At 51.9% G+C, this 12,406-nt stretch carries 19 protein-coding genes; 18 read left to right on the top strand and 1 reads right to left on the bottom strand.

All coding sequences use genetic code 11. The features are described from left to right. The first annotated feature begins 45 nt into the window (after positions 1 to 45). A complete protein-coding gene (locus tag GJV52_RS12785; RefSeq protein ID WP_100562654.1) occupies positions 46 to 405 on the top strand; it encodes a hypothetical protein in 360 nt (119 codons plus the stop codon). A 27-nt stretch (positions 406 to 432) separates the two neighbouring features. Here GJV52_RS12785 and GJV52_RS12780 read toward each other — a convergent pair whose 3' ends face one another. After that, entirely contained in the window at positions 433 to 591 is a 159-nt protein-coding gene (locus tag GJV52_RS12780) for a hypothetical protein (RefSeq protein ID WP_154212920.1), read from the bottom strand. Positions 592 to 633: 42 nt separating this feature from the next. On the opposite strand from GJV52_RS12780, the gene GJV52_RS12775 reads away from it, so the two are divergent. From GJV52_RS12775 to GJV52_RS12705, 17 genes are all read left to right on the top strand, one after another. Next, on the top strand, positions 634 to 1,059 hold the full coding sequence (locus GJV52_RS12775) for a hypothetical protein (RefSeq protein ID WP_100562656.1): 426 nt from the start codon (positions 634 to 636) through the stop codon (positions 1,057 to 1,059). 542 nt (positions 1,060 to 1,601) lie between these two features. After that, positions 1,602 to 1,730, top strand: coding sequence for a hypothetical protein (locus GJV52_RS13425; RefSeq protein ID WP_255408749.1), 129 nt, complete (start codon positions 1,602 to 1,604; stop codon positions 1,728 to 1,730). 2 nt (positions 1,731 to 1,732) lie between these two features. After that, positions 1,733 to 1,861, top strand: a complete 129-nt coding sequence (locus GJV52_RS13420) for a hypothetical protein (RefSeq protein WP_255408750.1) — start codon at positions 1,733 to 1,735, stop codon at positions 1,859 to 1,861. A gap of 136 nt (positions 1,862 to 1,997) precedes the next feature. Further along, entirely contained in the window at positions 1,998 to 2,717 is a 720-nt protein-coding gene (locus GJV52_RS12770) for a hypothetical protein (RefSeq protein ID WP_154212919.1), read from the top strand. 302 nt (positions 2,718 to 3,019) lie between these two features. Further along, entirely contained in the window at positions 3,020 to 3,316 is a 297-nt protein-coding gene (locus tag GJV52_RS12765; RefSeq protein WP_100562662.1) for a hypothetical protein, read from the top strand. A gap of 334 nt (positions 3,317 to 3,650) precedes the next feature. Beyond that, positions 3,651 to 3,989 (top strand): hypothetical protein, encoded by a 339-nt coding sequence (locus tag GJV52_RS12760; protein ID WP_100562664.1) that lies wholly within the window; start codon positions 3,651 to 3,653, stop codon positions 3,987 to 3,989. Positions 3,990 to 3,996: 7 nt separating this feature from the next. Next, positions 3,997 to 4,443, top strand: coding sequence for a hypothetical protein (locus GJV52_RS12755; RefSeq protein ID WP_154212918.1), 447 nt, complete (start codon positions 3,997 to 3,999; stop codon positions 4,441 to 4,443). 232 nt (positions 4,444 to 4,675) lie between these two features. After that, positions 4,676 to 5,239 carry a hypothetical protein gene (locus GJV52_RS12750; protein WP_100562668.1) on the top strand — a complete coding sequence of 188 codons (564 nt, stop codon included), beginning with the start codon at positions 4,676 to 4,678 and terminating at the stop codon, positions 5,237 to 5,239. Positions 5,240 to 5,314: 75 nt separating this feature from the next. Further along, on the top strand, positions 5,315 to 7,699 hold the full coding sequence (locus tag GJV52_RS12745; RefSeq protein ID WP_100562670.1) for an SNF2-related protein: 2,385 nt from the start codon (positions 5,315 to 5,317) through the stop codon (positions 7,697 to 7,699). Positions 7,700 to 7,781: 82 nt separating this feature from the next. After that, entirely contained in the window at positions 7,782 to 7,997 is a 216-nt protein-coding gene (locus tag GJV52_RS12740) for a hypothetical protein (protein ID WP_100562673.1), read from the top strand. A 175-nt stretch (positions 7,998 to 8,172) separates the two neighbouring features. Then, the gene (locus GJV52_RS12735) at positions 8,173 to 8,448 is read left to right on the top strand and encodes an AbrB/MazE/SpoVT family DNA-binding domain-containing protein (RefSeq protein ID WP_100562675.1); all 276 of its coding nucleotides are present in this window, start codon (positions 8,173 to 8,175) and stop codon (positions 8,446 to 8,448) included. After that, a complete protein-coding gene (locus GJV52_RS12730) occupies positions 8,445 to 8,840 on the top strand; it encodes a type II toxin-antitoxin system VapC family toxin (protein WP_096295174.1) in 396 nt (131 codons plus the stop codon). The genes GJV52_RS12735 and GJV52_RS12730 overlap by 4 nt, the downstream gene beginning before the upstream one ends. A gap of 678 nt (positions 8,841 to 9,518) precedes the next feature. Further along, the gene (locus GJV52_RS12725) at positions 9,519 to 10,619 is read left to right on the top strand and encodes a DUF6094 domain-containing protein (RefSeq protein ID WP_100562676.1); all 1,101 of its coding nucleotides are present in this window, start codon (positions 9,519 to 9,521) and stop codon (positions 10,617 to 10,619) included. Between the two features lie 70 nt (positions 10,620 to 10,689). Beyond that, positions 10,690 to 11,061, top strand: a complete 372-nt coding sequence (locus GJV52_RS12720; RefSeq protein WP_229439442.1) for a hypothetical protein — start codon at positions 10,690 to 10,692, stop codon at positions 11,059 to 11,061. 194 nt (positions 11,062 to 11,255) lie between these two features. Next, positions 11,256 to 11,624: a hypothetical protein gene (locus GJV52_RS12715; protein WP_100562677.1), complete on the top strand. Its 369-nt coding sequence runs from the start codon at positions 11,256 to 11,258 to the stop codon at positions 11,622 to 11,624. 288 nt (positions 11,625 to 11,912) lie between these two features. Then, positions 11,913 to 12,161: a hypothetical protein gene (locus tag GJV52_RS12710; protein WP_100562678.1), complete on the top strand. Its 249-nt coding sequence runs from the start codon at positions 11,913 to 11,915 to the stop codon at positions 12,159 to 12,161. Beyond that, the gene (locus GJV52_RS12705; RefSeq protein ID WP_154212917.1) at positions 12,134 to 12,295 is read left to right on the top strand and encodes a hypothetical protein; all 162 of its coding nucleotides are present in this window, start codon (positions 12,134 to 12,136) and stop codon (positions 12,293 to 12,295) included. Before GJV52_RS12710 ends, GJV52_RS12705 begins: the two co-directional genes overlap by 28 nt. The last annotated feature ends 111 nt before the right edge of the window (positions 12,296 to 12,406 follow it).

Genomic DNA, 12,406 nt, shown 5'->3' with positions numbered 1-12,406 from the left:
CCTTGGGGATATGCTCCGAGGGCATATCCCCTTTCAGGAGCGGATATGAAGCCTCTTATTTACCTGAAAGTCTATACCGATTCAGCCCCATACGATGTTGCCTGGAAACAGGCGGATCTGGAGGTTGAAATCGCCGGCGGAACCGTACGTTTTTACTGTACGGTCGAGCTGGATGAACGCTGTGACATCTTGGCCAAGAGCCTGCGGATTGCAGATTTCGGAAATTCCGAATTTCTCTACGACGGCTCTGTTGACCAAGATACCGTATTACTGCCCGAAGCACATCCCTGCGTCAGTGACAACATCTATCCGGTGTCGTTGCTACGACCGGAGGTGTTCAGTCACGCACTGGCCAATGCTGCAGCAGCAGTAGTCGGACAGTTGTATGAAACGGAGTATGTGTAGCCCTCAAACCTGCATCAAGCAGGTTTTTTAGTGGTGCTGATGGTTTTCAGACGGCCTCGGCATCGCTAAAAAGCCTGTTTCCAACGCCGACAGTCGTATCACTGTCTCGGTGCTGCCGTTAAACATCACCAACCGCATTCGTGCGGCCACGGCTTTTTTCAACCCATTGGGGATACACGTCCCCACGGGGTCATGTATTCCCTGATTTTGATTTTTAGGAGAACCACCATGACCCAGTCAATCTACACCCAAAACGAAGCCCTGATCATGGGCGATTACGGCGCAGCGGAAGTATTCCGCCAGCTGATACTCAGCCTGTTCAACGGTTACACCTATCCGATGCCGGTGCTGACCGTTTCACGTTTGGACAGCAAGCATTTCCCATTGTTTGCCGACATGCTCGAAGCCTATCACCGCGATGGTGAAACGGCTGAACTGCGTGAGCTGGCCTGCAAGGTTCTGGAACGTTTTCCGGAACTGCGCGTCCGCTGCGTTCACCCGGAGAGCACTGCATTGGAAGAGCTGGAACGTGCACTGGCGTTTTACGATCAGTGCAAAGAAGATTCGGAGTCCCGAGCCACCGGTGCATTTGCCGATTCAAAGGAGATGCTGATCAATGCCGTCCGTCATCTGATTAAGCAAAGCCGGGGCTAAACCTGTTTTTTAACCCCTGTATTTTGTACAGTACCGGCCGACTGGCCGATTTTAAGTACCTTTTCAACCTGCTTTCGAGCAGGTTTTTTCAGACGGCCTCAAGTTAAGGCCGTCTGAAAAAACCTGTTTCCAACGCTGACAGTCGTATCACTGTCTCGGTGCTGCCGTTAAACATCACCAACCGCATTCGTGCGGCCACGGCTTTCTTTCAACCCCGACCCGGCGGCGACATCTTTTCCGCCGGGGAATGTGTCCCCGCTTTTAAAAAAGGAGGACACTATTGATACACCCTAATCTGTGGAGAAGGATTAAATCCCGATTCCCTGTTGCCAAACGTCTTTTTGACTTTTGGTTCAAGCTGTTTGAAAATATTACGATATGGAGCCTGGCTTCCATGTTGCCGTATTTCAAACTGACCTCGGATTCGCTTGCCGAACGGTGTGCGAATATTGCGTATTTACTTTTGATTGCTGTCTCTTCGTTTTACGTCATGTACTTTTTGGCAGATAACGAAGCATGGATGAGCAGAAAGGAAACGAATCATGAATGACCTGAGCGTCATGCTTTTGATTGTTCTGTCAATCTTGATTGCGATTGCGGCGGTACTCCGTAAACTCGGCAAACTCCATCAGCAGGAGCTTGAAGAGAAGCGAAAAGAACAATCGCAATGATCATGAATGATTTAACTTTTATCCTCTTACCTGTATTGGCATTCGGTATGATTGCCGTTTATGTGCTCCGTAAGCTCAGCATCCTGCACAAGCAGGAACTCGAGCAGAAGCGCAAAGAACAGCAGCCGTAATACAGTCTGATTTTTTCAACACTTAATCCCACCACAGCCCATGCTGCCGGTGGGATTGTCATATCTTTTTATCCAACCCTATGGGGATACCGTTCCCCAAGGGGCGGTATGCCCTTTTATTTTGAAAGGAAATACCGTGGGTACTTCAAACTTTATGTTCAATCACCGCTTGGATGTCGTAACGGCTCTGACTGCCTCCCAATTCGATGTGGATGCCTACAACGAAGGAATGAACGAAGAAGACCGTCTGCAGCCGGATGATTACGAACGTATCGGCGACATCATCGGTTTCTATACCGAGGATTTCATCGCTGACTTCAAACACCGTGCAGACGAACCGCACCGTAACCGCTATACGAAAAACCGCAACCGTAAACACCGCATCGACGGTTTCTACATTGAAACTACTACTGATGAGGTTGAAGACCGTGGCTGCCACTACGACCGCAACTACGGCGGGACGAAGCTGGCTGAAATCACGGCCGAAACGCTGTTTTTCGGGGAGCGTATCTGCATGACGATGGAAGTCATCATGCGGCACGGCTATTACGAAGGTACCAATATCGACCAGCAAATCAATTTGGGAACCGCTTTCTCAAGTTACAGCTGGGAGGATTACAGTGCCGAAGAAATAGACGGCGCGGTTGACTGCATCATCGATGAATACGCCGACTACCGTATTGCCACCAAAGCCCAAATTTTCTGCTATCACAAAGGCATCGCCAAACGCCTCTCGGCTTTGGAAGCTGCACTGTGGCAGCGTTATGAGGAATTAGTATCCCCGTATTGCGAGGAATACCGTGTGGCCGCGCGTTTCTGCAACGGTGAAACCTGGTATGAAAAGGCAGCAGCATAGCCCGAACATATCTCAACCTGCTTTCGAGCAGGTTTTTTCAGATGGCCTTAACTTGAGGCCGTCTGAAAAAACCTGTTTCACACAGCTGACAGACTGTTCCTTCTGTCTCGATGTTGCCGTTAACCATCATCAGCCGCATTCGTGCGGCCACGGCTTTCTTTTAACCCCGACCGGCGGTGATATCTTCTCCGCCGGAGGATGTATCTCCGCCTTTTTTTCAATGAGGAGATACATTATGATGTACGAACTATCCGGTTCTTTGCCGGGAAAAGTTTTGAGTTGGTCTGGCGGGGTGGTAACATATGTTTAAGAAATTCTTAAAACTTGTGTTTCCGTTTCGCAAGCCCGTTTCAAAACGAATATTCGATTTGTGGCTGAAAATTCTGGAAGACACGGCTGTTGCCTCGATTATTGCAATCGGGCCTTACCTGTGGATAGACGGCGGCTCTGTTTGGAACCGTTGCCTGAATGTGCTGATACTGCTGCTGATTAGTTATACGGCTCAGTTATTGGTGCATTACTTGGTGTTGTATGAATCCAAACTGACAATGCCCCAAACCGATAACCCGGATCAATCCGATGAAAGGAAAAAACCATGACTGCCCTGACTTGGTTCCTACTCAGTGTTCTGGTGCTTATGTGGGTAGCTATTTTCAAGCTATCTAAAATGAGCGAAGAAGACAAGGAGTAGGAAGAGCCATGATTATGACCTACAGCCTGCTGGTTGTGATTGCCGCGATGTTGTTCGGCATTCACAAGCTGGTTAAGTTTGGCGAATCACAACGCAAACAGGATAAGGATCAATAAACCTATCCGTATTTTCCAACCCATCCATCCCACCACAGCCCAGGCTGCCGGTGGGATTTCCATATCAACCATCGGGGGATACTGCCTCGAAGGGGACGGATCTCCCGCTTTTTAAGGAGAACTGTCATGTTCAACGAGATCATCTACCGCGATACTGCCTCTGCTTTTGAAGACTGGCTTAAAATCCTGCGCCGTTTGGGATGCAGCAGCTACTGGAACAGCTACGCTTTGGCCGATGCAGTTTGGGAAGTTGCCCGAACCCATGAGAAAATCCCGCATTTCGGCAATATTGCCCAAGAGCTTGTTCTGACGGCCATCGAACGCTGGTTGTTTGACGAACGTCCCGATTGGACGGTTGCCTATGAAGTTAATGCCCTTGCTTCCTGGTTGAATATCAATGGCACCAACATTACCGACTATTGGCAGTTTATGGCCATGTTTGATGCAGCTGCAGCAGCTGCCTGAGAGGTGAATGATGTTAAACAAGCTGTGCAAATGTGCTTACGAAACCTTGAAACAGAAAGAGGCAGAATATTCGGTACTGCTGGAGGAGAATCAGGCCTTTGTCTGTGCGGAATACCGGCCCGATTGGCGTTTGCTGGGATTAGATTTCGACAATGAAGCCCATCACCCGCTGCTGACAGCCTTGGATGATTTTTTCATAGATACCTGCCTGAATCTGGCCAAACGGGATGAAGGGCTATACGTTGTTGTGTTGGCCAACTCAGAAAGCAAGCGTAAAAAGCGGTTGAGCAGTGCTTTGAGTCGTGAGGAATGCGGCAATCTGCTCATGCGGCTGAGCGAGTCGGATTTGTATGACCCGCAATCTCTTTTGGTAGAGCGCGCTGATGATTGGCGGCTTCACAATCTGCCGTTCTCCGAGGTTTTGGCGGAAACGGTTTTATTCAGTACACGGTAATATGTGGACGGTGCGAACCTGCTTTCGAGCAGGTTTTTTAGCTACGCTGAAACTTCGTTTTCAGACGGCCTCGGCGCAGCTAAAAACCTGTTTCCAACGCCGACAGTCGTTTCACTGTCTCGATGCTGCCGTTAAACATCATCAACCGCATTCGTGCGGCCACGGCATTTTTTTAACCCATCCGGGGCATCCGTCTCCGGACACGATGCCCCTTTATTTTTAGGAGTGCATCATGCGTTACCTTAACGAAAAAACCTTGGAAATCCGTATTACCCAAGACGCATTGGGCAAATACGGTTGCGATATTGTTTGTCCGCACACGGACGAGCTGATTTTCGGCTGGGATCCTGAATTCGATACTGTTCAGGAAGCCCTGACGGCTGCGGTTGTACGGCCGGAGGTCGGTTTGTGCTCCGAGTCGACAAAGCCTTTATCCCGGCCGGATTTGGATTGGGACTTTGTCGAGGCGCATTACCCCGACTACCACCGCTGCGACATCATCTGCCAATCCGGCGATATGGCGGCCTGCTTTGAGTTTGCCGGCATCAATCCCGATGAACTCATCACCGCCGATGCCGTAGGCCGTCTGAAAGCGCTGGCTCCGGACAGGCTGGAAAGCCGTGAGCCTTCGTATCAACAGGTTCGGGCATTTGACGATTTTGTCGGCTGCGGTCTGACCTTTGGTCAGGCGGCGCGGCAAATCGATGATTACTGTTTGGCCAAAGCGGTATTAAACTGTCCTGACGCGCTGCCCGCTGAAACACTGGAGTGGGCGCAGACTGTCTTGGCCGACTAATCTGTTTTTCTTTTTTCAACCCTTTGGGGACTGTTCCCCGAAGGGGGCAGTCCCCGTTTTTTTGGAGACTGCATCATGGAATTTCATGTACAACCCCGTCCACCCCTGGAACAGGTATTTGAGGAACTCGAAGACCTCGACCAATTCATACGCCACAAGGAGGCGGTGGAACAATTCAACCGTCTGCTGGAGCAGCTGCGCGGCAATGACTTGTCCCTGTCTCAGTTTTTGGACGATTTCGGCGGCAGCCTTTTTGAGGCGGTTACCGAACAAAACCGGCCTCTGTACCAAGGCCAAACCCATGCCGCCCATGAGGCGGTGCTGGACAGTCTGCCCCGTCAGCTGTTTCCCGCCCAGCGGGAAGTGGTGCGTGCGGTCAATCAGCTGTTGCAGGTGGAAGACCAACCGGCGGCCGTTATCAATGCCGAGATGGGTACGGGCAAAACCATGATGGCCATTGCCTGTGCCGCTGTTGCCCATGCCTCCGGTGTATCTCGGACGCTGGTTTTGAGTCCGCCCCATTTGGTCTACAAATGGCGGCGCGAAATTCTTAAAACCGTCCCAGATGCGCGGGTGTGGGTACTCAACGGCACAGACACGCTGGCCAAGCTGCTTAAAATCCGCCAGATGCGCGAAGCACCGACTGTTCCCGAGTTTTTTATATTGGGACGGGTCAGGATGCGGATGGGCTACCACTGGCGGCCGGCGTATGCCGTACGCAAGCAGTACCGGAAAGATTACGCCGAAGGCAAGCACTTTATCCGCACGGACAGACTGTTTTGTTGTCCGAAATGCGGCTGCGAGTTGAGGAGTGAGGAAGGCGAGTCTTTCTATTCGGAAACTGAAGTGAAGGCATTTTTGGGTAAATCCAGACGTTTCTGTAAGTGTGGCGAACCTTGGTGGACCTTGTGCCGCAAAGACAGCAACACTGTCCAGCAGAGCGTGTACGAGCGCGTTATCGGTGCGGTGGCCGCGCTGCCGGGACTGGGGCCGAAAACGGCACAGAAACTGGTGGCGCAGTTCGGTGAGGCCATGCTGGCGGATATCCTGGAAAACAACATCCAGGCATTTGCCAACCTGATGGACGAACACGGCGAGTTTGTGTTTAACGACCGTCAGGCGGCACGGTTGGATCGGGCTTTGGGTAAAACCGAGTTTTCTCTGGGTGTAGGCGGCTACCAGCCGACCGAGTTCATCAAGCGCTATCTGCCGAAAGGATACTTCGGACTGATGGTGGTGGATGAGGGCCATGAGTACAAGAACTACGGTACGGCTCAAGGTCAGGCCATGGGTGTATTGGCACGCTGTGTCCGCAAGGTGTTATGTCTGACCGGCACACTGATGGGCGGATATGCAGACGACCTGTTCTACCTGCTGTGGCGGCTGAATCCTCAGGCCATGCTGGCCGACGGCTTCGGTTACAACAAAACCAATACCTTGGGGACGGCGGCGATGGCGTTCATGCGCCAACACGGTGTACTCAAGGAGGTCATCCGCAGCAACGGCAGCGAGTTCGACGGCGGTTCGTTTACCAGTTCCAAAGCCAAGCGTACTTCGGTGCGTACGGCCAAGGCACCGGGCTTCGGCCCCTTGGGCATCATGCGCTACATTCTTCCGGTGACGGTGTTCCTGAAACTCAGGGACTTGGGCGAAGGCGTTCTGCCTCCGTACGAGGAAATCTTCCGGCCGGTGGCGATGACACCGCGACAGGAAAGCATCTACCGTGACATGAGCCTGAGGCTGCAGCAACGCCTGAAACAGGCTTTGGCCAAAGGCGACAACACCCTCACCGGTGTAGTCACCAACACGCTTTTGGCCTGGCCGGACTGCGGCCACCAGCCGGAACGGGTGGTTTGGAAACGATGGAACGAGCTGCTGTTCGAAGCAGAAGCCGTTTTTGAAGAGTCCGAACCTTCTCCCAAAGAAGCTGACCTGCTGGCAGTGGTGAAGGAGGAACTGGCCCAGGGGCGTAAATGCCTGGTCTATACCGTTTACACCGACACCCGCGATACCGCCGGCCGTCTGCAGAAGCTGTTGCAGGCGGAAGGCATCAAAGCAGCGGTGATGCGTGCTTCGGTGAAGGCCGATGAGCGCGAGGACTGGGTGGCCACACGTTTGGATGAAGGTTGCGAGGTAGTCATCTGCAATCCGGAGCTGGTGAAAACCGGCCTGGATCTGCTGGCCTTCCCGACTATCTACTTCATGCAGACCGGCTACAACGTCTATACCCTGATGCAGGCGGCACGACGCTCTTGGCGGATTGGCCAAAAGGAACATGTGAAGGTGTATTTTGCCGGTTACATGGAGACTGCCCAGCAAATCTGTCTGGAACTGATGGCAAAAAAAATCGCCGTAGCCCAATCCACCTCCGGCGATATGCCGGATACCGGTTTGGATATTCTGAATCAGGCGGAAGACTCCGTGGAAGTCCAGTTGGCCAAACGGCTGCTGGATCAGTAAACCGTTTCACCCGAAATGCCGCGTACGGTTTTTCAGACGGCCTTGCGGCCGTCTGAAACCGCCGCCGCACCAAGGAGGTAAGATGAGATACAGCAACAACAAGGATTTTGCAGACTATGTCGGCAAGCTCGTCCGCAGCGGCAAATGGGCATACATCCCCAAGGGCCGCCGCAGGCACGGCTGCTTGCAACACGAGAGCGGTCGTAAATGCCCGGTACCCTTCACACCGGACAACAACCCGCGCAGTTTGCTGAACTTCAAAGCCCTGACCCGGCAGATTGAAGCGGAAAGTGCCTGAATTTTCCGCCGCAAGCCGGCGGTTTCTACAACCTGCTCCGAGCAGGTTTTTTCAGACGGTCTGCAAACCGGAGACCGTCTGAAAAAAACCTACTGTTATTATCTGTAGGCCTAAAACCATTCCGGTTTAAAAGTAAGGTATAATAACCTTACTTTTAAACAGAGGGGCATGTATTATGGGAACCGCTTTAAAGCTGACGGCCAAGAACCAGATTACTTTGAGAAAAGAGTTTTTGGCGCACTTGGGCATAGGAACCGGCGACAAACTCGAAATCAGCAAGCTGCCCAACGGCGAACTCAAGATCAGCGCAGCCAAAAAGACACGCAGCTTTTCCGATGTGGCCGGTTTACTGGCACGCAAAGGCGGCCGCTCTTTCAGTATCGAAGAAATTAATGAGTCTGTTGCCGATGCCTATGCGGCAGCAGGGGTGTCTGGCAAGGATGCAAAATGAAGGTTACTGCAGACACCAATGTCTTGGTACGTTTATTGACCCGGGACGATGAAAAGCAGGCGCTGATCGCGGAAAACATCCTCTCAAAAGCAGAGAAAGTCTGCGTACCCACCTCCGTATTCTGTGAACTGGTTTGGGTTTTAATGCGGTTGTACCGTTACAGCAAAGAAGAGGTTGCAGCCGCAATCAGGACAATGACCGAAATCGAAAACCTGATGTATGAGAAAAATACCGTCGATGCCGGCTTGGAACAGTTGGAATGCGGCGGCGATTTTGCCGACGGCGTAAATGAATATACCGGTAGAAGGATATTTGACGGACAATTCGTGACTTTTGATAAAAAAGCGGTGGCCGTTTTGAAAAAACGGAACATTCCCGCCAAACTGCTTTAAGTTTTACACAGCCGGCAGACTGTTTCTTCTGTCCCGGGTGCTGCCGTTAGCCATCACCCAACCGCATGAGTGCGGCCACGGCTTTTTTCCAACTTTTTAACCAACCCTATGGGGATATACCATCCCCTGTCAGGGCATCGGTGTATCCCCCCATTTTTATGGAGACACCGATGTGAAATTTTTTAAATACTTGAAATTCAGTTTCCCATTACACAAGGAAACACTTGAATCGTGGATTAAACTACTGGATGATGTGACAAAAGCTGCAATAATTGCGGTTTTACCGCTACTCTGAATTAATTCGCATTCATTAACCGAACGCGCTGTGGGCGTGGTTGTTTTGGCAATCATTGGATATTTCTCCCAAATTTTCGCCGACTTACTGCGTAAAAAGCGTGATTCACTAACCCGAAAGGACTAGCCATGCTGATTGGCGGACTTTTATTTCTCCTCTTTCTTTTGCTTGCCTGGTACTTTTCTGTTTTGAAGTATTTGGATAACAAAGGCTTATTAGAGGAAAAAGAGAACCACTAGGTTCGATTTAAACCAACCCGGCCCTTCGGGCCTTATGAATCCCACACGCCGCAACCCTGCGACGGTGGGATTTTTTGCATTCATCTTCTCAACCCTCAGGGGGCTCCCCCTAGGGCAGCCTCCGCCTTTTCTACGGAGGCTTCCATGAATTCCACCAATCATCTGATGCACCCGCGCACCGCGCACAACCATGCCGACAACGGCTATTTCCCGACCGATGCGGCCACACTGGAAGGCATTGCTGCGCGGCTGGATATTGCCGGCGGCAATATCCGCATCTTCGATCCCTGCTGCGGCACCGGTGCTGCGCTGGCTGTCTTGGCCGAACACCTGAGCAGCTGCGGTGCACACTGCCACAGCTTCGGTGTGGAGCTGGACAGTAACCGCGCACTCGAGGCCGCAGGGATGCTGGATTTCGTTGTCCAAAGTGACATTGAAAACTGCATCCTGCAACCGCGCACCGTGGGTTTGCTGTTTCTCAATCCGCCATACGGTTTTTCCACTGCCGACAACCTCAGTGCGGAACGCACCAAACGTTTGGAGGAAATATTCTTCAACCGCACGGTGCCGGTACTGCAGGAAGGCGGCATTCTGGTGCTGATTATTCCCGAAGCTGCCTTAACTGACCGCTTTACAGCCGACATCGCTTCCCGGTTTACCGAACTGAGAATGTACCGTGCCGCCGTCGATACCTACCGCCAGTTGGTGATTATGGGTAAAGCCGGCCGCAACATCGGTAAGGTACTGGCCAAGGAGCAACAACAACTGCTGTTACAGCCGGAAGCCGCCATCCCCATTCATTTGGCCGATACCGACTATTGGTATGAAGTCCCTGAAGCAACGGCCAAACCGTTCCGGCCGATTAACCGCAAGGTTGAAGCTGCCGGTTTGTCTGTCGAACTTTCAAGTGCGGGCAATCAAACTCTATGGCCACATTTTGACCGTTTTTTTCAGGTGGATGCGTCCATGGAAAAGCGCCGGCCACTGTGTGCGCTGGGTAAATGGCATGCTGCACTGGCTTTGGCCGCCGGCCAAGTCAGCGGCATTGTGACAGCTGCAGACGGCCGCCGGCTGCTGATAAAAGGCAGCACCCATAAAATCAAAGTCAGCAGCACCGAAGAAGTGATGAAGGCAGATGGCAGCGTCGAATACGTCATCACGAATCTCGACCGCTTCGTACCGAGCATCCGCGCCATCGATCTGTCTGATGGCGCCGGTTTTGGTGATGTGCTGACCATTAAATAGTTTTTAACCAACCCTGCGGGTGGCTGCCCGTCGGGGTGGCCTCCCGCTTTTTCTTTTAAAGGAGAAGAGTATGACCACCGCGATGAGCCTAAACCAACCCGTTTTACCCGAACTGATGTTATCTTATCTGGAGCAGAGCAAACCGGACCTGTTTCCCTTGGGGAAAACGGTCTGTACGGCCAATTCTCTGTATTGGGCACAGGAAAACCTGCCTCAGCAGCTGACTGAAACCCATCTTTGGCAACTGATTCTGCTCAAGGCCCATGTCACCGGCTGCTGGCAGGATATGGATCCCGAAGACCGCCGTCTGAATCTTCAGGCCCTGGAACCTGGAAACGAAGGGCGGGTTTTATCTGCCTACACCCTGCTGGAACAAAAAATCTACGTCATAACGGAATGGGACAGAAGCTATACCACCATTCTGTTGGCCGAAGATTATTGAGCATGATTCAGACGGCCTCCGTCTGTTCTGTGCCTAAAAATTAGGCAATCGCGCAAACCAAAGCCCAACCGAATTTTGCCCGAGCTGTCTGCCGGTTTATCCACTGTTTTTGCGGATAAACCTTTTTCCAACCTGCGTGGAAGCCCGTCTTCCACGAACGGGTTTTACGCTTTGTTTGCCCTTAAGGAGCTGTTATGAACCCGTCTGTAATCGAGCTGATGCGCCAATGGCTGCAACAGCATGACAATCCGTACATCGTGGGCGTATCGAAGGAACTGGCTGCACCATTTAATGCTGAGTTCCGCCGCCGCTGCCCCAAGCTGTATGAAGTGGCCAAAGAACATGTCCGCTTGTGCCGTCGCCATACACGGCGCTACGGCCTGGGTCAGCCGGTGTATACCTACATCGACTATCAGGACATCAATGCTTATCCGCTGCCTGCTATCGACCCGTATCCGAAAGCACCGACCGCTGCCGTGCTTCTGGCCGATACAGCCATGATGCTGGCCGCCCGTTATCCGTCGCTGACGGATGGCAGCCGGCTTTTTTCACCTGCTGTTTGAGGTTTGACCTGCCTTTCGAGGCAGGTTTTTAGCTTCGCTGAAACGCGCAGGGCTCGTTTTCAGACGGCCTCGGCGCAGCTAAAAACCTGTTTTCAACGCCGACAGTCGTTTTACTGTCCCGGTGCTGCCGTTAAACATCACCAACCGCATTCGTGCGGCTACGGCTTTCTTTCAACTTTTATCAACCCTGTGGGGACATTCACCCCACCAGGGACGGCATGTCTTCACGCAATATGGAGGACATGCCTTGATATATTTCACTTCCAAATACGTACAGGAGTGCAGAAAATGAATCCTGCAGACCTGATACGCCTACCCATGGCTAAGCGCTTGTTTGACTTTTGGTATAAACTGTTTGAAGATGTTACCAAAGCCAGCTTGATTGCAATTCTGCCGTATTTCAAACTGAGCGAGGCTCCGATTGAATATCGGTGGCTGAACGTTTTTGTATTTTTAACCCTTGCTTTCTCCTGCTACTGCATTCTGTATTGGCTTGCTGATAATGAGGCATGGATGAGCAGGAAGGAGGAGGACTGATGGACTCATTGACTGTATTTCTGCTGATTGTGCTTGCACTGGTCTGGACGTTTTTCTTTATTGCCCGACATTCGGTTAACAAACTGAAAAAAGAGCATGAAGAAAAAATGAAAGCCGGCAAAAACAGAATCTGAAGTAACATTCAACCCGTACCGCGCAGCGGTACACCCGACTCCCACCCACACCTTAGGTGTCGGTGGGAATCTTTTTTCAACCCAACACGGGATACTTCGTCCCGTCAGGGT

This window comes from Neisseria brasiliensis (genome assembly GCF_009671065.1).
In the GTDB taxonomy this organism is placed as follows: domain Bacteria; phylum Pseudomonadota; class Gammaproteobacteria; order Burkholderiales; family Neisseriaceae; genus Neisseria; species Neisseria brasiliensis.
This window is presented reverse-complemented; position numbering and strand designations above follow the sequence as displayed.